The organism is Marinobacterium lutimaris (assembly GCF_900108065.1).
In the GTDB taxonomy this organism is placed as follows: Bacteria; Pseudomonadota; Gammaproteobacteria; order Pseudomonadales; family Balneatricaceae; genus Marinobacterium_D; species Marinobacterium_D lutimaris.
This window is the reverse complement of record NZ_FNVQ01000004.1, coordinates 80617-101906: the sequence shown is the minus strand read 5'-3', so window position 1 is coordinate 101906 and position 21290 is coordinate 80617. Positions and strand designations below refer to the sequence as shown.

The following is a 21290-nucleotide window of genomic DNA, read 5'->3' as shown; positions in this document are numbered from 1 at the left end:
TATCGACGCCGGCTCTTCGTCTCCTAGTCTAGCAACTTGGTCTGTCGTTAAAAGTGCGAATACGCCCGATGGGGCAAAAGCCGGGCAACAGACCGGTGCTGGGAGCTGAGCTCTTGTATCTCAGCTCATGTATTTACACCCCGGCACCGGCCCTCAGAGATCAGCCGCCCAGATAAGCCTTGCTGACAGCATCATCCTGCAACAGCGCAGCCCCCGTATCGCTCATAACGACCCGGCCGTTCTCCAGAACGTAACCACGGTCGGCGATTTTCAGTGCCTGGTGGGCGTTCTGTTCCACCAGAAAGATGGTGACCCCTTCGTCGCGCAGACGTTCGATAATCTCGAATATCTGCTGGATGATGATCGGTGCCAGCCCCAGCGAGGGTTCGTCGAGCAGCAACAGACGCGGATGGCTCATCAGCGCACGGCCGATCGCCAGCATCTGCTGCTCGCCGCCGGACATGGTGCCGCCGCGCTGTTGGTAACGCTCCTTCAGGCGGGGAAAGAGTTCCAGTACATGGTCGCGCTGCGCTTCGTAGCTGGCCTTGTCGCTGAAGTAGGCGCCCATGTGCAGGTTTTCCGCCACGGTAAGACCAGGGAAAATGCGGCGTCCTTCCGGCACGACCGCCAGCCCCTTGCGCATGATCACCGAGGTGGGCAGTTTCTCGATCGCTTCGCCCTCGAAGTCGATGCTGCCGGAGGAGGCCTGGGGCGAGCCGCAGACGGTCATCATCAGCGTGGTTTTGCCGGCGCCGTTGGCGCCGATCAGGGTAACGATCTCACCCTGATTTACCTCGATGGATACATCGTGCAACGCCTGGATCTGGCCGTAGTGAGTGTTTACATTTCGCAGTGTCAGCATGCTCAGCTTTCCCCCAGGTAGGCTTTGATGACGTCGGGGTTGCTCTTGATCTCGGCGGCAGAACCATCGGCCAGCGGGGTGCCCTGGGCGATCACGTAGATATGGTCCGAGATCCCCATCACCAGACCCATATCGTGCTCGATCAGCAGCACCGAAATTTCGTGCTCGTCGCGCAGGCGGATGATCAGCTCATCCAGCTCCTTGGTCTCTTTCGGGTTTAGACCAGCCGCCGGTTCATCGAGCAGTAGCAGCTCCGGCTGGGTCGACATGCAGCGGGCGATCTCCAGCTTGCGCTGTTGACCGTAGGCCAGGTAACCCGCCTCGCGGTTGGCGTGCTCGAGCAGGTTGACCTCCTCCAGCCAGTAGATCGCCCGATCCATCGCTTCCTTTTCAAGGCGGCGGTAGGCCGGCGTCTTGAACATGCCTGAGAACAGGTTGGTGTTCAGATGACGATGCTGGGCCACCAGCATGTTCTCGATCACGGTCATCCGTTTGAACAGGCGGACATGCTGGAAAGTGCGCACCAGCCCCTTGCGGGAGATCTGGAAATCCTTCAGCCCGGCCAGCTGGTGGCCGTTGAACAGTACGCTGCCGTCGGTGGGGATATAAAACCCGGACAGACAGTTGAATACCGTGGTTTTACCGGCCCCGTTGGGGCCTATGATGGAGACAATCTGGCGGTTCTTCACCTTCAGATTGACGTTGTTGACCGCCAGCAGACCACCGAAGCGCATGGTCAGCTCGTTAACATCAAGCAGTAACTGACTCATCGTTATTTCAACTCCAGGTGGGGACGCTTCATCGGCACCAGACCCTGTGGGCGCCAGCGCATCATCAGCACCATCAGCAGGCCGAACATCAGCATGCGGTACTCGGAGAACTCACGGGCCAGTTCCGGCAGAATCGTCATCACGATGGCCGCACAGATCACGCCAACCTGGGAGCCCATACCACCCAACACCACGATCGCCAAGATGATCGCCGACTCGATGAATATGAACGACTCCGGGCTGATAAAGCCCTGGCGTGCGGCGAAGAAGCAGCCGGCAAAACCCGCAGTGGAGGCGCCGAGCGTAAACGCGGACAGCTTGATCACGGTGCGGTTAAGGCCAAGTGAACGGCAGGCGATCTCATCCTCACGCAGCGCTTCCCAGGCACGGCCTATCGGCATCCGCATCAGGCGGTTGATCAGGTAAAGCACGATGCAGACCAGCACCACGGCGATCAGGTAGAGGAAGATCACCCGGTGTGAGCTGTCGTAATCGATGCCGAAAAACTCGTGGAAGGTCTGGGTGCCTTCGCTGGCGCGACGGCTGAACTCCAGGCCGAATAGGGTCGGCTTTTCGATACCGGAGATACCGTTGGGGCCGCCGGTCAGATCGGTCCAGTTGTTCAACAGGATACGGATGATCTCACCGAAACCCAGGGTCACGATCGCCAGGTAGTCACCGCGCAGACGCAGCACCGGGAAGCCGAGCAGAAAGCCGAAAGTGGCCGCCAGCAGGGCTGCGATCGGCAGGCAGGCCCAGAAGGAGAAACCGAAATATTCCGACAGCAGGGCATAGGTGTAGGCACCCACGGCGTAAAACGCCACATAACCCAGGTCGAGCAGGCCGGCGAGACCGACGACGATGTTGAGGCCAAGCCCCAGCATGATGTAGATCAGCGTCAGCGTGGCCAGGTCCACGGCCCCGCGGGAGGCCATGAACGGCCAGACCAGCATCACCACAACCAGTGCCGCCAGCACCCAGGGCTTGATGCGGCGCCACTTGGTTTCTTCCGGTTTCAGCGCCGCCAGGTTCGGCTTGGGGATGCGGCCGAAAAAGGCGTCGACCTGTTCGGAGAACAGCTGTACGAAGAACACCGCCGCGATGCCTATACCTATCCAGGTCCAGCGGGTGGCGTCGGCGCCGGTGACGGTCAGCGTGGTGCCGTCGGCACCCAGCTGTACACCGAGCATCAGGCAGGTCAGCACGAAGGTGATGCCCGCCGCGAAAATAGCGTTATACAAAGATCCGCGCATCAGACTTTCTCCACCTCCGGTTTACCCAGGATGCCCGTGGGCCGGAACAGCAGGATCAGTACCAGCAGTCCAAACGACACCACATCCTTGTACTCGGAAGGGAAGTAAGCCGCGGTCAGCGCTTCGGTAACACCGAGAATCAGACCGCCCAGCATGGCGCCGGGGATAGAGCCGATACCGCCAAGTACCGCTGCCGTAAATGCCTTGAGGCCGGCGATAAAGCCAACGAACGGGTTAACCACGCCGTAATAGAGACCGAGCAGGAGACCCGCGATAGCGGCCAGCGCGGCGCCGATGACAAAGGTCATGGCGATGATGCGGTTGGTGTCGATACCGAGCAGGTTGGTCATGCCGATATCCTCGGCACAGGCGCGGCAGGCGCGACCCATGCGCGAGCGCGAGATAAACAGCGTCAGCAGGGTCATGGAGATCAGCGTAACCACCCAGATCAGCAGCTGCATCCAGGAGATGGTGACCTCAAAGGTATCCAGCGAACCGACCTCCACCAGGCTGCCGGAGATCAGTGGCGGCATGGCGATATCGCGGGAGCCCTGGGCCAGCACCACGTAGTTCTGCAGAAAGATCGACATGCCGATGGCGGAGATCAGCGCAATCAGGCGGTTGGAACCGCGCAGCGGCCGGTAGGCCACGCGCTCCACCGCCCAGCCATAGCTGCTGGCCACCAGCATCGCCACCACCAGGGCGACAAACAGCACCGCGGGCAGGGCGATATGGCCCATCGCCAAAAGGCCCGTGATCACGATAAAGGAGATATAGGAACCGATCATGTAGATTTCGCCGTGTGCGAAGTTGATCATTCCGATGATGCCGTAAACCATGGTGTAACCGATGGCGATCAAGGCATAGGTTGAGCCGATGGTCAGTCCGTTGATTATCTGCTGCAGAAGATAGAGGCTGGCTTCAGTCATCGAGGCTTACCAGTAAAACAGATACCCCTGGCCGAAGGGCACAGGGGTATTGGGTTCAGTGGAAGGCGGTTCGATTACTCGGCCGCGGTTTTGGATCCGTCGGCGTGCAGTTCGTACACCAGGAAGGTGGATTCGGTCAGGTCGCCCTTGTCGTCATACTTGACGTGACCGATAGCGGTATCGAACTCGTTGGCGCTGATGTACTCAGCCATGGCCATCGGGTCGGTGCTGTCGATCGCTTCGATGGTAGAGGCCATGATCTGTACCGCAGCGTAAGCCGGGAAGACGAACGGGCCGGTCGGGTCCAGGCCTTTCTCTTCGATGGCCGCTACGCGCAGGGCGTTTTCCGGGTTCTGGTCGAAGCTCTTCGGTGCAGTAGCGAGAACGCCTTCGGTGGCGTCGCCGGCGATCTTCGCAAGATCAGAGTTGACGATGCCTTCAGGGCCCATGAACTGGGCTTCAAAGCCTTTCTCTTTGCTTTGACGCAGGATCAGGCCCAGCTCAGGGTGGTAACCGCCGTAGTAAACGAAGTCCACATCGGCTTTCTGCAGTTTGGCGATCAGCGCGGAGAAGTCCTTGTCACCGGCGGTGACACCTTCAAACATCACCGGCTCGATACCGGCTCCTACCAGGGCGTCACGCACGGTGGTGGCCAGGCCTTCGCCGTACTGCTGCTTGTCGTGAATGACGGCAACGCGCTCAGGCTTGACGGTACCGGAGATATAGTCGGCCGCCAGGGTGCCCTGCAGGCTGTCCAGGCCGATGGTACGGAAGATGGAGTCGTAGCCCTTCTCGGTGATGCTCGGCGAAGTGGAGGCCGCCGTGATCATCAGGATGCCTTCTTCGTAGTAGATATCCGCTGCGGGCTCGGTAGAGCTGGAGCAGAGGTGGCCCACCACGTGGGTGATGCCATCGTTGACGATCTTGTTGGCCACGGCCACGGCCTGTTTCGGGTCGCAGGCGTCATCGTAGATCACGCCTTCCACTTCCATGCCGTTGATGCCGCCGTTAGCGTTGAAGTAGTCGATCGCCGCTTCCACGCCGATCTTCTGCATATCGCCATACTGGGCCACCGGACCGGTAGCAGGTCCTGCCAGCGCGATCTTCAGTGTTTCCGCCTGCGCGGTCCCTGCGATAGCCAGCGCCGCGGCGGTTGCCAGCAGCGTTTTGCTGAAGCCTTTCATCGTAATCGCCATGTTTCTCCCCTCTGTCCATTTTTCTTTGACCCGGTGACGGATCGTTCAATGGTTGACTGTTATGAAGTCGATATTACACAGAAGATTTTTGTCGGTACAGGCAGGTTTTCAGTAAAAATCGCGTTAAATCAGCGATTATTACCGCCCCCGTGCAGCCGCAGCATTTTCTCCTGCAGGAGTTGGATGAACAGGTCCCTGGCCTTGTTGGCGCGGGACGACTTACGCACGATGGCGCATAGATCCAGGTCGTAACGGCTGGTTGTGGGGTTCAGGGCCCGCAGTTCGCCGGGCCTGGTCTCGCTGGCCACGTAATATTCCGGCAGAAAGCCCAGGTAGCGTCCGGAGCGGATCAGGGCCAGCCGGGTTTCATAATAGTAGGCGGTGGCGCGCAGTTCCTTGTGTTCGATCAGGCTGGCGGCGCCCTCGTGGGGTTTAAGGCCAGCCTGGATGAACGGGTAGCTCTCGATCAACTCATCGGTGATCTGCTCATCCGGCAGCTCGTACAGCGGGTGGCTGCTGTGGCAATAGATGCGGCAGGTATCGGTGAACAGGTGCAGGTAGTCCAGGCCTTCGATGCTGCGGTGCCTGGGGATAAAGCCCACTTCGGCTTCCTCGTTGATCACCATCTGTTCGATCTCGGCCATGGAAGCGACATCTACCGTGATGTAAACGTCCGGCGCCCGCTCGTTAACCTGGCTGATCAGCTCCGACAGGCCCAGGCGTGAGTCGCCGCTGACCGTATCGGAAAAGATCAGTCGCAGATCCCCCGACAGGGTGGCGTTAAGGTTGTTTACCGTGGCGCGAAACTCTTCCAGGGTGCCAAACAGGTTCTGCGCCGACTCGTAGATGATCTTGCCCTCGTCGGTGAGCGAAAAACCGGAACGGCCGCGATGGCAGAGTTTCAGATTGAGTCGCGCTTCCAGGTTGGCGATATGGATGCTGATCGTCGAGCGGGTGATGTTGAGCTCCGCCTCAGCCGCGGAAAAACCGCCGCACTGCACCACCGTGGTGAAGACGCGAAGCTGTTTTATTTCGAAGTCGCCGACCTGGCCTAGCCAGTATTTGCGTGAACTCATGCCATCTGGATCCTGAAAAAGCGGAATAGCGCATCTTAGTCAAAGCCGGCCGACTACCCAATAGCCTGTTTTCTGGACTGAGGGTTTTGCTGTGGGCGGCGTAAAAGCTTGATGAGAAGTGTGGTGCAAAGTTTGATGCGGATAAAACTGGGCTTTTATCGGCCAACCTTTTTCCTGTCAGGCTGTCGGGCCTAAACTGCTGCTATGGTCATTTAACCGGCCCGGCAACGACCGGCCCCCAAGACGCCAAACAAGGTTAGCACGATGAAAAACTATCAGAGCATGGATCACTTCTGGATGCCGTTCACCGCGAACAGGGCTTTCAAGAACGCGCCAAGGATTATCGAACGGGCGGAAGGTGTTTGGCTGCATAACGATCGTGGCGACAAGATCCTGGATGCTACCGCCGGTCTCTGGTGTGTCAACGCCGGTCACGGCCGCCGCCAGATCGCTGAAGCGATGGGCCAGCAGGCGATGAAGCTGGATTACACCTCGCCGTTCAACCTGGGCCACGATATCGGTTTTGAGTTTGCCGAGCGCCTGGTGAAGTACACCCCGGAAAACCTGAACCGTGTCTTCTTTGCCAACTCCGGCTCCGAAGCGGTGGAAAGTGCCCTGAAGATCGCTCTGGCCTACCAGAACGCCCGCGGTAAAGGCGGCAAATACCGCTTTATCGGCCGCGAAAAGGCGTATCACGGCGTTAACTTCGGCGGTATCTCTGTGGGTGGTCTGACGCCTAACCGCAAGGGCTTTGGTCCGCTGCTGCCGGTGGATCATCTGCCGCACACCCTGGACCTGAGCCGCAATGCGTTTAGTAAAGGCCTGCCGGAACACGGCATTGAAAAAGCGCTGGAGCTGGAAAACCTGGTCCAGTTCCACGGTGCTGAAACTATCGCTGCCGTGATCGTCGAGCCGGTATCCGGTGCTGGTGGTGTGGTACTGCCGCCGATCGGTTACCTGAAGAAGCTGCGCGAGATCTGCACCCGTCACGACATCCTGCTGATCTTTGATGAAGTGATCACCGGCTGGGGACGCCTGGGCGCGCCGTTCGCCTCGCAGAAGTTTGATGTCGAGCCGGACATGATCACCTCAGCCAAGGGTATTACCAACGGTGTAGCGCCGATGGGTGCAGTCTTTGTCCGTGACGAGATCTACGACACCGTGGTTAACGCGGCGCCGGAAGGCACCATCGAGTTCTTCCACGGTTACACCTACTCCGCGCACCCGGTTTCCTGTGCTGCGGGTCTGGCTACCCTGGATATCTACGCAAGCGAAGGCCTGCTGGAGCGTGCCAGCGGTGAGATCGGCGAGTACTTCGAGGCGGCACTGCACAGCCTGAAGGGCGAGCCGGGCATCGTCGATGTGCGTAACTGCGGCCTGGTGGCGGCGGTTCAGTACGCGGCGCCGGATGGCTCACTGGTCGGGCCGAAGATCATGCAGCGCTGCTACGAGAAAGGTCTGTCGGTGCGCGCCGTGGGCGACATCATCGCCTTCTCTCCGCCGCTGATCATCGAGAAAGAGCATATCGACCAGATCGTCGATACCCTCGGCTCCATCGCGCGGGAAATGTTTGCCTGAACCTCAACAGCGGCGGGGTTCCCCGCCGCTCCTAAGCACACCCTGGTGTGGATTCCTTAACGGAAAGCCGCATGTTGCTATTGCCGGCCCTTCAATCTGAAGCGCCGGCTTTTTTGTTGCGGAGCACCGGCTAGGCCAGCCCGCGCGCCTCAAGAATCCGGGTGATGATCGGAATCGGGTTCATCATGTGCTCGAACATCAGCTGGCGGGCGGCCTGGGCGTCGCCGGACATCAATACGTCGATCAGCTCCCGATGCTCCTCCTGCTTGGACTTCAGCGCCTCGCCTGAAAATACCATCTCCCTGAGCCAGAACTGTCGATAACGCTCGGCCTGATCAAGCATGGTTTCACGCAGCTCCATCAGCTTCGCTGAGCCGCAGCCACTGGCGATCGCATAGTGGAACGCCTTGTGACGGTTGTCCCAGACTCCCAGCATCTCATCGGTGTTCTGCACCTCTTTGACTCGCGACAGGGTATGGGCGGTGGCGATGACACCCGCTTCCCACTCATCGCCACCGCGCTGGACCGCCAACACGGTGATCATCGCTTCCAGCTGAGCGCGGGCGAAGTAGATATCTTTGAGTTCTTCAATCGACATGGCGGCGACGCGAAAGCCGCGTTGGCTGATTGCGGTCACCAGCCGTTCGGCCATCAGCCGTGACAGCGCCTCACGCATCGGGCCTGCGCCAATTTCATAGCGCTCCTTGAGGCCACTCATCAACAGCTTGTCCCCGGGCTGGAACGCGCCTTCGGTGATATCCCGTTTCAGGGCGGCATAGGCGAGATTTGCCAGGTTGTTCTTCTCTTCGGGTACGGCCATGGGGTGTCCGGTATCAGCTCTGATGATGGGCGGATTATAGCGACAGGGATAAGAATGCAGCAAAAGGTGTGTTTTGTTGACGAAATTACAAAATGTAGATATTTTTACAAAACGTAAATATTGATTCTGTGTACCCCAGCACAGGCGCACCGCTAAACGATCCATCTCCATACCAATGCCAACATAAAAATTATCGAGGTAGCCCCATGTCCCTAGCCGCTACGGTCTCAACTGAAGCTGGAAGTGCAGCCGGTTTTACCCTGGAACCCTCCACCCACAGCCCGCGCCTGCTGGAGCTGCGTTTTGATGCGCGGCTGGTCGAAGCTTTTCTGCAGGCGGTGGCGCACTGGCCTGTTCAGGCGCTGGAATACAAGTCGATGCTGCGTTTTCGTGTCGCCCGGATTCTGGATGAGCTGTGTAATAACGAGCTGCAGCCGCTGCTGGTTGATACGCTGGTGGATCGCAATACCGGGGCACTGATCATCACGCCTGAAGGGCTGGACCAGGTGGAGCAGGCCGAGGAGATGGTCAAGTTCACCACCGCCGTGGCGCACCTGTTTGGTCGTTCCAACTTCGATGCGATGAGCGGTCAGTACTACGCCCGCTTCGTGGTGAAGAACGAGGATAACTCCGACAGTTACCTGCGCCAGGCGCACCGCGTTATGGAGCTGCATAACGATGGCACCTACGTTGAGCAGGACACCGACTATGTACTGATGCTGAAGATCGACGAGCAGAACATGGAGGGCGGCAACTCGCTGCTGCTGCACCTGGACGACTGGGAAGACCTGGACAGATTCAGCGGCGACGAGCTGGGCAGTCGCGAAATGCGCTGGGCCGCGCCGCCGAGCAAAAACACGGCGAAAGACGTCTTCCATCCGGTTTTCGATCTGGACCGCTCCGGGCGCCCGATCATGTCCTATATCGACCAGTTCGTGCAGCCCAAAGACGATATCGAAGGCAACTGGCTGACCGATCTGTCCGAGTCGCTGGAGGGCAGCCGGTCGATCCTGTCCGTGCCTGTACCTACCGGTAGCTTCCTCCTGATCAACAACCATTTCTGGCTGCATGGCCGCGACAAGTTCACCGCTAACCCGGGGCTGCGTCGTGAACTGATGCGGCAGCGCGGTTATTTCACTCGAGCCAAAACCTTACGCAATCCCAACCAGTAATCTGGTGACGGCCAAACCAAAAACGCTAAGATCAAAGGCCACCGGCAGTGCGACCGGTGGTTTTCAGTTCGGCGCTCTTCGTGAGAAACCTTTTTAAGAACTCTTGCTAAGAACCCCTTATATGAGGAAAGAGATGTACGATTTTCTGATTATCGGCGGTGGTATCGTCGGCATGTCCACGGCGATGCAGCTGCTGGGTCGTTACCCGGATAAAAAGGTACTGGTACTGGAGAAGGAGGGCGGCCCCGCGGAGCATCAGACCGGCCATAACTCCGGTGTTATCCATGCCGGCGTCTACTACACCCCGGGCAGCCTGAAGGCGAAGTTCTGCCTGGAGGGTAATCGCGATACCAAGGTGTTCTGCCAGGAAAACGGAATCAAATACGAAGAGTGCGGCAAGCTGCTGGTAGCCACCAACGAGCTGGAGATGGAGCGGATGAAGGCGCTCTGGGAGCGAACCGAGGCCAACGGTCTGGAGCGCTACTGGCTCAATGCCGGCGAGCTGCGCGAGCGCGAGCCCAACATCACCGGTATCGGCGGTATCTTTGTACCCTCCAGCGGTATCGTCAATTACAAGCAGGTCACCGAAGCGATGGCGCGCCGGTTTGTCGAGAAAGGTGGCGAGATCCGCTACAGCGCCGAGGTGACCGGGCTCAGCGAGTCGGCCAGCGAGGTGCGTGCCAGTACCACCCAGGGCAGCTTCAGCGGCCGTTACCTGATCTCCTGCTCCGGCCTGATGGCCGACCGGGTCGTGCGGATGCTGGGTATGGAGCCTGAATTCCGTATCTGTCCCTTCCGTGGCGAATACTACCTGCTGCCGGAAAAACATAACCGGATCGTCAATCATCTGATCTACCCGATCCCCGACCCATCGATGCCGTTCCTGGGGGTGCATCTCACCCGCATGATCGATGGCACCGTCACCGTTGGCCCCAATGCGGTGCTGGCGTGGATGCGCGAAGGTTACCGCAAGACCGATATCTCGCTGGCCGACAGTTTTGAAACCCTAAGCTACCCGGGAATCCGCAAGGTGCTGCAGAAGAACTTCAAGCCTGGCCTGATCGAGATGAAAAACTCCCTGTTCAAGGGCGGTTACCTGAAAGAGGTGCAGAAATACTGCCCGATGGTGGAAAAGTCCGACCTCACTTTCTACCCTGCAGGCGTGCGGGCCCAAGCGGTTTCCCGCGATGGCAAGCTGGTGGATGACTTCCTGTTCGTGAAAACCCCACGCACCATCAACGTTTGCAACGCGCCTTCGCCGGCGGCGACCTCGGCGCTGCCGATCGGTCGTTACATCATCGCCGAGGCGAGCAGTCAATTTGATCTCTGAGGTCGCAGCGCCTGAATAGCGGGGGATGCGTCGGACAGGGCACACTGATATTGATTGTTTGAGAATGATTGTTTGAGAGTGATGAAACTGAACGTTTACAGGCAATCAACCGGCACTTAAATGCCGGTGTTAGTATCCCAGCATCACCCAACGAGTTCTGGAAACGACTATGACAAGCACACTGATTACCAAGACCCAGGCCTATGTCGATGGACAGTGGGTCTCGAGCGCCTCCGGTAAAACCCTGGCGGTCCTGAATCCTGCCAACGGTGAGCATCTGGCTGATGTGCCGGACATGAGCGCCGAGGAAGCCAGCGCTGCGGTAGAAGCGGCGCACAAGGCGTTCGCCAGCTGGAAAAAGACCACCGCAAAAGCGCGTGCCCAGATGCTGCGTCGTTGGTATGAGCTGATCATGGACAATCAGGAGCGCCTGGCGCGACTGATGACCGCAGAGCAGGGCAAGCCGCTGGCCGAAGCCCGCGGCGAAGTGGCCTACGGCGCCTCCTTTGCCGAGTGGTTCGCGGAAGAGGGCAAGCGCGCCTATGGCGAGCACATCCCGTCACCGTCGCCGACCTCGCGCATCGTCACCATCCGTCAGCCGATTGGCGTAGTAGCGGCGATTACGCCCTGGAACTTCCCGCTCGCGATGATTACCCGCAAGATCGCACCGGCCCTGGCCGCGGGTTGCACCGTGGTGCTCAAGCCCGCCGAAGATACGCCGTTGTCTGCACTGGAACTGGCGGCACTGGCGGAAGAGGCCGGCTTCCCGGCGGGCGTTATCAACATTGTCACTACGGCTGACCCGATTGCCGTGGGCGATACCCTGACCTCTCACCCGTTGGTGAGCAAGGTCTCCTTCACCGGTTCTACCCCGGTAGGCAAGCATATCCTGCATCAGGCGGCGGACACGGTGAAAAAGGTCTCTCTGGAGCTGGGCGGCAATGCGCCGTTTATCGTGTTTGAAGACGCGGACCTGGATGCGGCGGTCAAAGGTCTGCTGATCTCCAAGTACCGCAACGCCGGTCAGACCTGTGTCTGCACCAACCGTGTTTACGTGCAGCGCTCGGTGGTCGGCCCCTTCGTTGAGAAGTTCAAGGCGGCGGTCAGCGAACTGAAGGTGGGCGCTGGTGACCAGGATGGCGTTGAAATCGGCCCGCTGATCAACAAGAAAGCGATCGATCGCGTCGATCAGGTGGTCAAAGACGCGGTAGGTGAGGGCGCGGAGCTGGTGCTCGGCGGTAAGCGTTCCGCGGCTGGCGAGCTGTTCTATGAGCCGACGCTGCTCAGCGGCGTCACCGAGCAGATGGCGATTGCTAACCAGGAACTGTTTGGTCCGATCTCTACGCTGTTTGTCTTCGACGATGAAGAGGATGTGATCGAGCGCGCCAATGCCACTCCGTTCGGACTGGCGGCTTACTTCTATTCCCGTGATATCGGCCGCTGCTGGCGCGTCGGTGAGGGGCTGGAATACGGCATGGTCGGTATCAACGAAGGCATTATCTCCAACGAGGTGGCGCCTTTTGGCGGCGTCAAAGAGTCGGGTCTCGGCCGCGAAGGTTCCAAGCATGGACTCGACGATTATCTGGAGATCAAATACCTCTGCATGGGCGGTATCTGAACCCTCCAGGTGTTGATTAAATGATCGAAAACCCGGCCCAAACAGCCGGGTTTTTCTTTGTCTGGACCCTCTGAAAAGCAGCTCTAATGGAACAGTATGCTTGTGGTCTTTGTTCGCCGCTTATACAGCTGTAAAGCCAGATCTGTAATTGTTCCATTTTTGGGATTGTCTGTTAGTCATCTGTATGAATTTTGGTCGTACTGCTTTAAGTCATTGATTTGTAATAACGCAGTTCGACTAAGGTCTTATTAGGTTGTTTTTTGCAATGGTCCGTTCCTTTGAGGTCAAGAGGCCTTCGGCGTTAGATTGCACGCGCTGTTGATCTGAATCATTGTTCACAACTTCGGATTTCATCTTATCGCCAAGAGTGTCTCTGTGAGGCCGTTCCCGCGGGAAACTTCATCTCCCCGTTCCGCGTATCGGCTTCGATCAGGTGCTTAACCCAGGGACCGGGGAATCCGTTGGCAATGTTTCATTTCACAGCGCGGTCGTTCCATGACCCTTCGCGAGTCGTTCAACGTGTCTCCAGCAATGCCTTGGTTCCACTCGGTATCCCAGGGCCGCGTTGAACGTCCCGCGACCCACTTAGCCACTTTCATACCGAAGGTTGTAAGATGAAAGACAGAGCCTCCTCTCTTGTCCGGGGCGGGATATTGCTGTTGCTGACGGTCGTTATGGCCGGTTGCAAGGACGGTGTTCTTGATCCCAAGGGACAGGTCGCGGCGGATGTTAAATCGCTGATTATCACAGCTACCCTGCTGATGCTGATCGTCGTTATCCCCGTTATTGTCCTGACACTGGTGTTTGCCTGGAAATATCGTGCCAGCAACACCAAAGCTACATACACGCCTAAATGGGCGCATTCCACCAAGATCGAACTAGTGGTCTGGTTGGTTCCCTGCCTGATCATTATCGTGCTTGGCACCCTGACCTGGCGCAGTACCCACGAGCTTGATCCTTACCAGCCGCTGAAAGGCGTTGCCGGTGAAGAGGATCCGCTGACCGTGGAAGTGGTGTCACTGGACTGGAAATGGCTCTTCATCTACCCGGAACAGCATATCGCCACCGTCAACAAGCTGGTGATTCCTGCTCATCGTCAAGTGGCCTTCAAGATCACTTCCGACTCCGTGATGAACTCATTCTTCATCCCGCAGCTCGGTAGCCAGATCTACTCCATGGCCGGCATGGAAACCAAGCTTCACCTGATCGCCGATGAACCCGGTACCTATGACGGTTTCTCCGCCAACTACAGTGGCGGCGGCTTTACCGGCATGAACTTCAAGACCGATGCGCTGGCAAGCGAAGCGGACTTTGACGCCTGGGTTGAACAGGTACGTGCAGGTAGCGAGCCGCTGAACCAGGCGCGTTACGAGCAGCTGGCCGAGCGTTCTATCAACCACCCGGTAGAGACCTTCTCCGATGTGGAGCCGGGCCTCTTTACCACCATTCTGCAGCAGTACATGACGATGCCTTCCGAGGGAGAAGAGGGCATGCACGGCATGGAAATGCATGAAGAGGCCAGCATGCATGGCCAGGAAAGCGCGGACGCTGACAAACAGCATCTGGCGCAGGAGTAAGAAAATATGTTCGGAAAACTCACTCTGGACGCCATTCCCTACCATGAGCCGATTATCGTTATCACGCTCGCGGTAGTAGGCCTTGTTGGCCTGTTTGTGGCGGCGTCCGTTACCAAAATGGGTAAATGGGGTTACCTCTGGCGCGAATGGCTGACCTCTGTCGACCACAAACGTCTGGGTATCATGTACATCATCCTGGCGCTGGTGATGCTGATCCGTGGCTTCGCCGATGCGGTGATGATGCGTACGCAGCTGGCCGTCGCCACCGGTGGCTCCGAAGGCTATCTGCCGCCGGAACACTATGACCAGATCTTCACCGCTCACGGTGTGATCATGATCATCTTCATGGCGATGCCAATGATGATTGGTCTGATGAACATCGTTCTGCCGCTGCAGATCGGTGCTCGCGACGTGGCCTTCCCGTTCCTCAACAACCTGAGCTTCTGGCTCTCTGTTGGTGGTGCGGTGCTGATCAACCTGTCACTGGGTGTGGGCGAGTTCGCCAAGACCGGTTGGGTGGCTTACCCGCCGCTGTCCGGGCTCTCGTACAGTCCCGGCGTAGGTGTGGATTACTACATCTGGGCACTACAGATATCGGGGCTCGGGACGCTGCTGACCGGCGTCAACTTCCTGGTGACCGTGTTCAAGATGCGCGCACCGGGCATGAAACTGATGGATATGCCGATCTTCACCTGGACCTGCACCTGGGCCAACATCCTGATCGTTGCATCCTTCCCGATCCTGACTGCCGTACTCGGCATGCTGACTCTGGACCGTTACCTGGACTTCCACTTCTTCACTAACGAAGGTGGTGGTAACGCGATGATGTATATCAACCTGTTCTGGGCTTGGGGTCACCCCGAGGTATACATCCTGATTCTGCCGGCGTTCGGTATCTTCTCCGAGGTGATCTCCACCTTCACCGGCAAGCGTCTGTTCGGCTACAAGTCCATGGTATGGGCGAGCGGTGCGATCTCTATCCTGGGCTTCATTGTCTGGCTGCACCACTTCTTCACCATGGGTTCCAGCGCCAACGTCAACGCCTTCTTCGGTGTGGCGACCATGATCATCTCCATACCGACCGGTGTGAAGCTGTTCAACTGGCTGTTCACCATCTACCGCGGCCGTCTGCGTTTCGCCGTGCCGGTGCTCTGGACCCTGGGCTTCATGGTGACCTTCACCATTGGTGGTATGACCGGCGTTCTGCTGGCGGTACCGGGCGCGGACTTTGTGCTGCATAACAGCCTGTTCCTGATCGCGCACTTCCACAACACCATCATCGGTGGTGCGGTGTTCGGTTACCTGGCCGGTATTGCGTTCTGGTTCCCGAAAGCGACCGGTTTCCACATGAACGAGCGTCTGGGTAAAGCAGCGTTCTGGTTCTGGCAGATCGGTTTCTACGTGGCCTTCATGCCGCTGTACGTGCTCGGCTTCATGGGTATGACCCGTCGTCTGAACCACACCGACAACCCGCTGTGGGAGCCCTGGCTCTACCTGGCTGCCTTCGGTGCGGGCCTGATCCTGATCGGTGTTGTCTGCCAGCTGGTACAGCTGTTCGTCAGCATCCGTGATCGCGAGCAGAACAAGGCTGAAGGTGATCCCTGGAATGGCCACACTCTGGAGTGGTCCACCACTTCACCGCCGCCGTTCTACAACTTCGCTTCTACGCCGATCGTTGAAGGCATCGATGCCTACACCACGGCTAAAGAGAAGGGTTATGCCGGTTGGCGTCCCGAGAAGTTTGCGCCGATCCACATGCCGCGCAACACCTCTGCAGGCATCCTGATGGCGGGCTTCCTGACCGTGATGGGCTTTGCACTGATCTGGCATATCTGGTGGCTGGCTGGGGCGAGCTTCGTGGCAACCATCGTCACTCTGCTGGTACGCGCCTACGATAACGACGTCGATTACTACGTCCAGCCGGACGAGATCGAGCGGATCGAAGGCAGTGCAGCCGGCGCTAAAGTGGCGGAGCAGGTATAAATCATGACGACACAAGTAACTTATCCCGCAAACGCGTATCCGGTGCCCGAAGAGGAGCACCACGATCCGGGCGAGAATACTCTGTTCGGGTTCTGGCTCTACCTGATGACGGACTGCCTGCTGTTCGCGTCCGTCTTCGCTACCTGGGGCGTGCTCTACTTCGCCACCGACGGTGGTCCGGGGCCGAAGGATCTGTTTGAGCTTGACTACGTGGCGATCGAAACCGCCGCGCTGCTGGTTTCCAGTATCACCTACGGTTTCGCGATGATCTCGGCGCACGCCGGTCGTAAGGGCGGCGCGCTGTTCTGGCTGGCGGTGACCTTCGTCTGTGGTCTCGTGTTCATCGGTATGGAAGTCAACGAGTTCCATCACCTGATCGCTGAAGGCGCAGGCCCGCAGCGCAGCGCATTCCTGACTGCGTTCTTCTCGCTGGTCGGCATGCACGGTCTGCACGTCACTGCAGGTCTGCTGTGGATGATCGTGATGATGATCGAAGTCTCCAAGCGTGGTCTGGGTGGTAAAACCCTGACCCGCCTGGGCTGCCTGAGCATGTTCTGGCACTTCCTGGACGTAGTCTGGATCTGCGTATTCACCACCGTTTACCTGATGGGGGCTCTGTAATGGCACATTCACATGACTCTCACAGCTCTTACCACGGTACGGTGAAGGGCTACCTGACAGGCTTCGTACTGTCGATCATCCTGACGGTGATCCCGTTCTGGATGGTGATGGAAGGTGATTTTTCGACCAGCGTGAAATTCTGGACCATCAGCATCCTGGCTGTGGTTCAGATCATCGTCCACCTGAAGTACTTCCTGCATCTGGACTTCACGCACGAAGGCAAGCCGAACACCCTGGCTTTCCTGTTCAGTGCGCTGATTATCGTGCTGGTGGTTGGACTCTCGCTGTGGATCATCTACGAATCCAACGCGATGATGATGTGAGCATTTTATGCTGAAGCTTAAACGTTACCTACTCGTGGCCAAGCCGGGGATTATCTTCGGCAACCTGGTGGCGACCGGCGGGGGTTTCCTGCTGGCGTCCCAGGGCCAGGTCGACTGGCTGCTGCTGGCGATAACCGTACTCGGAATATCGCTGGTGGTTGCCTCCGGCTGTGCGGTGAATAACTGCATCGACAGGGATATCGATCGCCGCATGGAGCGCACCCGCAACCGCGTCACCGTCACCGGGGAGATCTCGGTGAAGGCGGCGCTGGCGCATGGTTTTGTGCTCGGTGTGGCGGGCTTCTCGCTGCTGGCCTGGCAGACCAATGCCATCACCGTGTTCTTTGCCGCCTTTGGCTATGTCATCTACGTCGGCGTTTACAGCCTGTGGATGAAGCGTAAGTCGGTCTACGGAACGCTGGTCGGTAGTCTGTCCGGTGCGGTACCGCCGGTGGTGGGTTACTGCGCCGTCAGCGGTCAGTTCGATGCCCAGGCAGGGATTCTGCTGCTGATGTTCTGCCTCTGGCAGATGCCGCACTCCTATGCGATCGCCATTTATCGCTACCGTGACTACGAAGCGGCCGGTATTCCGGTACTGCCGGTGGTTAGCGGTGTGATGAAGACCAAACGCCATATCGCGCTGTATATCCTGGCTTTCCTGCCGGCGGCGCTGGCGCTGGTTATCGGCGGTCATGTCGGCGTTGCCTACCTGGCGGTTGCAGCGGTCACCAGTATCTGGTGGCTGGTGCTGGCGCTGCGGGGCTATCGCGTCGGCATCGATGAGACACGCTGGGCGCGGCAGGTGTTTGCGTTTTCCATCGTGACCATCACCGCGTTAAGTATTGCCATGGCCGTGGACGTGCACCAGCCGGTTACGTCGCTCGCCATGCTGTGACGGGGATTCGGAAAAGCGTTGGCGGGCAAGTTCATGTCAGGCTCTTAGACCGGCTTTCAGCTTTTCCGAAACCCTTTTTTTCACCGGCCCTCGGGCCGGTTTTTTGCGTCTGGAGGAATGGAATTCAGATGCTGCTGTCTTATATAAGCTGTGAAAAAACTGTACCGCTCACTGCAGAGCGCAGCTCGTTCGCGGCTATATAGATGAGAGTGCTATTGCCAAGCCTTGCATTAAAATGGCCCGGCGCCCATCAGATTAGCTTTTCCATAACCGGTTTCGCCTCAAGGCAAAGGATTGAATTCATGCAGACGTTAAGCAAAACACTGAACCAGGCGCTGACCGCGCTGCTGCTGATGCTGGCATCGAGCCTGGCGATGGCGGAACTGGAACCTGTGCGTATCCAGGCTTATATCGCCAGCCTCGACGAGGTGCGAGTGCTGGGTAAAGAGTTGAAGGCCGAGGGTAAAGAGGCGTTTCTGGCCGGTCAGATCATGCCGCGGGAAGGCCAGAGTTTCGATCCGCATCAGCGCGCGGTGTCGGCACTGAAGCGCGATGAGCCCGCTTATTACAGCAAGCTTGAAAGCAGCGTTGTGAAGAATGGCTTTACCAGCCCCGAATCCTGGGCGCAGACCGGTGATCAGGTAGTGCTGGCCTATGGCGCGGTGAAGGTAGCGGCAGAAAGCCCGCAGATCCTCGCGATGGCAGCGCAGAGCGGTCCCGAGCAGGATATGCTGCTGATGGCACTGCCGGAAAAGCAGCGCGCCCAGCTGAAGCAGGCGCTGCTGATCGCCAAGGCGCTGGCAGCGGTGCCCGAGGCTGACCGAGCGGCGGTCAAACCCTATATCGGGACGCTGGATACGGTGTTTACCGAAGAGGGGCTGCAATAGTCGCAACTATTTACTTGGCTAAAAGCCAGAAGTTGGTGGCAGCGGCCAGAAATTAGTTATTTTTCGAGGCAGGTTTCGCCTGCTGGCGAATCAAGGATCTTGGACGGCCAAGATCCTTGATAATCCTAAGCCGCCCCGACAGCTTGATCGGCTGCGCCGATTACCCTGTGCTTCTCGCCTGAAAGAGCGGGAAGGGCTTACTTTTTCAGAATCAGTCGGCTTCGCCTCAAACAGCCCTTCCCTTGTTTCTCTTTCAGTCTGCGATGCTCGGCTGCGCTGAAGGGGATTCCTGCTGCGTTAAGACGGGTTGTACTGAACCTCGCTCTGTTTGAGGTTTGCGCCTGAAAGCCTGAAAGCCTGAAAGCCTGAAAGCCTGAAAGCCTGAAAGCCTGAAAGCCTGAAAGCGCGAGTTTTCACTAACGGCTCACGCCTCCAGAGTTTCCCCCAACCGCTGAACAGCGGTTTCCAGCAGTAGCTGACTGATCTCATGGCCAACGCCTCTCTGGGTATCCAGCGTCACGGTGGCGCCGAGGTTTTCCAGGGTTTCGCAGGCTTCGTGGGCGAAGTCTACGGAAATCACCTGGTCCGCTTCACCGTGTAGCAGGTGAATGACGGTTTTCTGCGGCGCATGGTCCGGCAGGCTGGCGTAGCGGCCGGAAAAGCCGAGTACCTGGCCGGCCAGGCCATCTTTTGCCTTGATCGCTTCCAGCGACATGATCGTGCCCTGGGAGAAGCCGACCAACACGGTGTGGGCGCTGTCGATGCCGTAGCGCTGCTGCAGGGTCTCCACCATCTCTATAAAAGCAGGCAGTACCTTGGCGACGCGAGCGGGGCGCTCGTCCGCGCTCATGTTGGCCAGGGAGAACCACTGGCGACCGCCAAAACCACCATCGAAGGGTTCAAAGCCGTCCATTACGGCACAGACAGCGCTGGGGAACGCGGCATTCAGTGCCTGCCCCAGTGGTTCCAGGTTCTCTTTGTTGGCGCCTACGCCGTGGGCGAGGATGAACAGGTACTCGGCGTTGCCCTGGGCGGGGATCTCAATCATAGCGGGTAAGGTCATGCGGCAAACTTCTCCATTGGCCGTGTCTTTGGAAGGCTGTGTTTGGAAAGCGGCAGGGCGGGGGAAGGCCGCCTTTTCCGGGGATAATCCTATGAATTTATACCTTAAAAAAACAATAAACAGGGCACTGGCCTGTTCAAATTCATCAACTTTCTAAATCTATTGGCTGCATAGCGAAACACTATTTGACTAAGATCAATATTTCTCTAAATTGAATAGTGTAGGACCAACCCGCAGTCTCACATACAGGTGCTTTTAATGACCCATCAGTCTCGCTTCATACCGATCCTCGCTCTGGCGCTTTGTGCGTTCGTGGCGATGTTCGCTTCGGTATCGGCCGAGGCCAGAGCCAAGGGTGACAGTGGACTGGTTCCTCCCGCAATTATTGTTGATAGCTGCACCACCGATCTCTCCCTGGGAGACTCAGGTGACGGCGATCACTCGGCGGTACTGCCATCCTCGTCCTTACCCACCCTTCCTGAAGGGTACAGGGTGGAGTCCCCGTCCGGGGAAAAGATTCCATACACGGAAATCCGTGCGCTCCCGCCTTCGCGGGCACCCCCTGTTGTTTTCTGATTTGAGCGTACTTTTCTCGTATTGAATCTGAAAACCACTGCGCCCTCTGGGGCGTGGGAGGAGTGTAAAAATGGAACGTTATTCCGAACTCAAAACCGTTAGCCTGAGCGATTACCAGTCTGTTGTTGAATCCGAAGATGTCGAACACTTCGATCTGGAGAGCCCGGCGCGTCTGGTTGTAACCGATTTTCTCTATCACAAACCGCTGAAGCTGAACCCCGACGTGGGTGTGGACGAGGCGATTGCTGCCATGCGTCGTGCCCATGTTCGCTCGGTGCTGGTAGCCAACGGTGAATTCCGCGGTATCGTCACCGTGGCCGATCTGGAAAGCCGCAAGGTGCTAAGCCTGGCGACCAGCTCCGGTCAGGCACGCAGCGACCTGGCGATCAGCGATCTGATGATCCCGAAGGCGAAGCTTAAGGGCGTGCCGATCAATGTGATTGAAACGGCGACTATCGGCTCCCTGCTGCAGACGCTGAAGAACGAAGGCCAGCAGCATATGCTGGTGGTGGATCCGGATAATCACCGTATCCGCGGTATCATCTCCGCCAGCGATATCGCCCGTCGTCTGCATGTGTCGGTGGAAATTAACCACCGCGCCACCAGCTTCCGTGAACTGGTCGAGGTGATCTCCTCCGGCCGCGACGTGGGCTAATACGCCGACGCTTGTCTATCCTGAATCTGACGCAGGCTGCCAACCCGAATCATTGATTCAATATTCGGGTTGCTCCATTTATAGCGGGCTCCTTTTATAAAGAGCT

At 58.1% G+C, this 21290-nt stretch carries 19 protein-coding genes; 11 read left to right on the top strand and 8 right to left on the bottom strand.

Features of this window, described 5'->3' with window-relative positions; all coding sequences use genetic code 11:
* Positions 1-160 precede the first annotated feature (160 nt).
* From C4S72_RS17535 to C4S72_RS17510, 6 genes are all read right to left on the bottom strand, one after another.
* Positions 161-862 carry an ABC transporter ATP-binding protein gene (locus tag C4S72_RS17535; protein ID WP_104004489.1) on the bottom strand — a complete coding sequence of 234 codons (702 nt, stop codon included), beginning with the start codon at positions 860-862 and terminating at the stop codon, positions 161-163.
* Positions 863-864: 2 nt separating this feature from the next.
* Complete coding sequence (gene livG / locus C4S72_RS17530; protein ID WP_104004488.1) at positions 865-1632, bottom strand: high-affinity branched-chain amino acid ABC transporter ATP-binding protein LivG; 768 nt, start codon at positions 1630-1632, stop codon at positions 865-867.
* Between the two features lie 2 nt (positions 1633-1634).
* Positions 1635-2885, bottom strand: coding sequence for a high-affinity branched-chain amino acid ABC transporter permease LivM (locus C4S72_RS17525; protein WP_104004487.1), 1251 nt, complete (start codon positions 2883-2885; stop codon positions 1635-1637).
* Positions 2885-3814 (bottom strand): high-affinity branched-chain amino acid ABC transporter permease LivH, encoded by a 930-nt coding sequence (gene livH / locus C4S72_RS17520; protein WP_104004486.1) that lies wholly within the window; start codon positions 3812-3814, stop codon positions 2885-2887. The genes C4S72_RS17525 and livH overlap by 1 nt, the downstream gene beginning before the upstream one ends.
* Positions 3815-3888: 74 nt before the next feature.
* Positions 3889-5010 carry a high-affinity branched-chain amino acid ABC transporter substrate-binding protein gene (locus tag C4S72_RS17515; protein WP_327332875.1) on the bottom strand — a complete coding sequence of 374 codons (1122 nt, stop codon included), beginning with the start codon at positions 5008-5010 and terminating at the stop codon, positions 3889-3891.
* Positions 5011-5138: 128 nt separating this feature from the next.
* Positions 5139-6086 (bottom strand): LysR family transcriptional regulator, encoded by a 948-nt coding sequence (locus tag C4S72_RS17510; protein ID WP_104004485.1) that lies wholly within the window; start codon positions 6084-6086, stop codon positions 5139-5141.
* Between the two features lie 264 nt (positions 6087-6350).
* Between C4S72_RS17510 and C4S72_RS17505 the strand changes: the two genes are divergently transcribed.
* Positions 6351-7664 (top strand): aspartate aminotransferase family protein, encoded by a 1314-nt coding sequence (locus C4S72_RS17505; protein ID WP_104004484.1) that lies wholly within the window; start codon positions 6351-6353, stop codon positions 7662-7664.
* 130 nt (positions 7665-7794) lie between these two features.
* Here the strand turns inward: C4S72_RS17505 and csiR are convergent, their stop codons facing one another.
* Complete coding sequence (gene csiR, locus C4S72_RS17500) at positions 7795-8484, bottom strand: DNA-binding transcriptional regulator CsiR (RefSeq protein WP_104004483.1); 690 nt, start codon at positions 8482-8484, stop codon at positions 7795-7797.
* A 206-nt stretch (positions 8485-8690) separates the two neighbouring features.
* Here csiR and glaH point away from each other — a divergent pair, with 206 nt between their 5' ends.
* The 9 genes from glaH to C4S72_RS17455 all read left to right on the top strand — a co-directional run bounded on the left by glaH (position 8691) and on the right by C4S72_RS17455 (position 18890).
* Positions 8691-9656: a glutarate dioxygenase GlaH gene (glaH, locus tag C4S72_RS17495; RefSeq protein WP_104004482.1), complete on the top strand. Its 966-nt coding sequence runs from the start codon at positions 8691-8693 to the stop codon at positions 9654-9656.
* A 133-nt stretch (positions 9657-9789) separates the two neighbouring features.
* Positions 9790-10986 carry an L-2-hydroxyglutarate oxidase gene (lhgO, locus tag C4S72_RS17490; protein WP_104004481.1) on the top strand — a complete coding sequence of 399 codons (1197 nt, stop codon included), beginning with the start codon at positions 9790-9792 and terminating at the stop codon, positions 10984-10986.
* A 169-nt stretch (positions 10987-11155) separates the two neighbouring features.
* Positions 11156-12604 (top strand): NAD-dependent succinate-semialdehyde dehydrogenase, encoded by a 1449-nt coding sequence (locus C4S72_RS17485; RefSeq protein WP_104004480.1) that lies wholly within the window; start codon positions 11156-11158, stop codon positions 12602-12604.
* 614 nt (positions 12605-13218) lie between these two features.
* Positions 13219-14181: a ubiquinol oxidase subunit II gene (gene cyoA, locus C4S72_RS17480; RefSeq protein WP_104004479.1), complete on the top strand. Its 963-nt coding sequence runs from the start codon at positions 13219-13221 to the stop codon at positions 14179-14181.
* Positions 14182-14187: 6 nt separating this feature from the next.
* Positions 14188-16164 carry a cytochrome o ubiquinol oxidase subunit I gene (gene cyoB / locus C4S72_RS17475; RefSeq protein WP_104004478.1) on the top strand — a complete coding sequence of 659 codons (1977 nt, stop codon included), beginning with the start codon at positions 14188-14190 and terminating at the stop codon, positions 16162-16164.
* Positions 16165-16167: 3 nt separating this feature from the next.
* Positions 16168-16785, top strand: a complete 618-nt coding sequence (gene cyoC / locus C4S72_RS17470) for a cytochrome o ubiquinol oxidase subunit III (protein WP_104004477.1) — start codon at positions 16168-16170, stop codon at positions 16783-16785.
* Complete coding sequence (gene cyoD, locus C4S72_RS17465; protein WP_104004476.1) at positions 16785-17108, top strand: cytochrome o ubiquinol oxidase subunit IV; 324 nt, start codon at positions 16785-16787, stop codon at positions 17106-17108. The genes cyoC and cyoD overlap by 1 nt, the downstream gene beginning before the upstream one ends.
* Before the next feature lie 7 nt (positions 17109-17115).
* Entirely contained in the window at positions 17116-18003 is an 888-nt protein-coding gene (cyoE, locus tag C4S72_RS17460; protein WP_268807712.1) for a heme o synthase, read from the top strand.
* Between the two features lie 302 nt (positions 18004-18305).
* Positions 18306-18890, top strand: a complete 585-nt coding sequence (locus C4S72_RS17455) for a hypothetical protein (RefSeq protein WP_104004475.1) — start codon at positions 18306-18308, stop codon at positions 18888-18890.
* Positions 18891-19314: 424 nt separating this feature from the next.
* On the opposite strand, the gene ypfH is transcribed toward C4S72_RS17455, so the two are convergent.
* The gene (gene ypfH, locus C4S72_RS17450; protein ID WP_104004474.1) at positions 19315-19953 is read right to left on the bottom strand and encodes an esterase; all 639 of its coding nucleotides are present in this window, start codon (positions 19951-19953) and stop codon (positions 19315-19317) included.
* A gap of 646 nt (positions 19954-20599) precedes the next feature.
* Here ypfH and C4S72_RS17440 point away from each other — a divergent pair.
* A complete protein-coding gene (locus C4S72_RS17440; RefSeq protein WP_104004472.1) occupies positions 20600-21184 on the top strand; it encodes a CBS domain-containing protein in 585 nt (194 codons plus the stop codon).
* Positions 21185-21290: the final 106 nt, after the last annotated feature.

Coding starts and splice junctions, on each gene's coding strand:
- C4S72_RS17535 (WP_104004489.1), bottom strand. CDS start 862: ATGCTGACACTGCGAAATGTAAACACTCACTACGGCCAGATCCAGGCG.
- livG (WP_104004488.1), bottom strand. CDS start 1,632: ATGAGTCAGTTACTGCTTGATGTTAACGAGCTGACCATGCGCTTCGGT.
- C4S72_RS17525 (WP_104004487.1), bottom strand. CDS start 2,885: ATGCGCGGATCTTTGTATAACGCTATTTTCGCGGCGGGCATCACCTTC.
- livH (WP_104004486.1), bottom strand. CDS start 3,814: ATGACTGAAGCCAGCCTCTATCTTCTGCAGCAGATAATCAACGGACTG.
- C4S72_RS17515 (WP_327332875.1), bottom strand. CDS start 5,010: ATGGCGATTACGATGAAAGGCTTCAGCAAAACGCTGCTGGCAACCGCC.
- C4S72_RS17510 (WP_104004485.1), bottom strand. CDS start 6,086: ATGAGTTCACGCAAATACTGGCTAGGCCAGGTCGGCGACTTCGAAATA.
- C4S72_RS17505 (WP_104004484.1), top strand. CDS start 6,351: ATGAAAAACTATCAGAGCATGGATCACTTCTGGATGCCGTTCACCGCG.
- csiR (WP_104004483.1), bottom strand. CDS start 8,484: ATGGCCGTACCCGAAGAGAAGAACAACCTGGCAAATCTCGCCTATGCC.
- glaH (WP_104004482.1), top strand. CDS start 8,691: ATGTCCCTAGCCGCTACGGTCTCAACTGAAGCTGGAAGTGCAGCCGGT.
- lhgO (WP_104004481.1), top strand. CDS start 9,790: ATGTACGATTTTCTGATTATCGGCGGTGGTATCGTCGGCATGTCCACG.
- C4S72_RS17485 (WP_104004480.1), top strand. CDS start 11,156: ATGACAAGCACACTGATTACCAAGACCCAGGCCTATGTCGATGGACAG.
- cyoA (WP_104004479.1), top strand. CDS start 13,219: ATGAAAGACAGAGCCTCCTCTCTTGTCCGGGGCGGGATATTGCTGTTG.
- cyoB (WP_104004478.1), top strand. CDS start 14,188: ATGTTCGGAAAACTCACTCTGGACGCCATTCCCTACCATGAGCCGATT.
- cyoC (WP_104004477.1), top strand. CDS start 16,168: ATGACGACACAAGTAACTTATCCCGCAAACGCGTATCCGGTGCCCGAA.
- cyoD (WP_104004476.1), top strand. CDS start 16,785: ATGGCACATTCACATGACTCTCACAGCTCTTACCACGGTACGGTGAAG.
- cyoE (WP_268807712.1), top strand. CDS start 17,116: ATGCTGAAGCTTAAACGTTACCTACTCGTGGCCAAGCCGGGGATTATC.
- C4S72_RS17455 (WP_104004475.1), top strand. CDS start 18,306: ATGCAGACGTTAAGCAAAACACTGAACCAGGCGCTGACCGCGCTGCTG.
- ypfH (WP_104004474.1), bottom strand. CDS start 19,953: ATGACCTTACCCGCTATGATTGAGATCCCCGCCCAGGGCAACGCCGAG.
- C4S72_RS17440 (WP_104004472.1), top strand. CDS start 20,600: ATGGAACGTTATTCCGAACTCAAAACCGTTAGCCTGAGCGATTACCAG.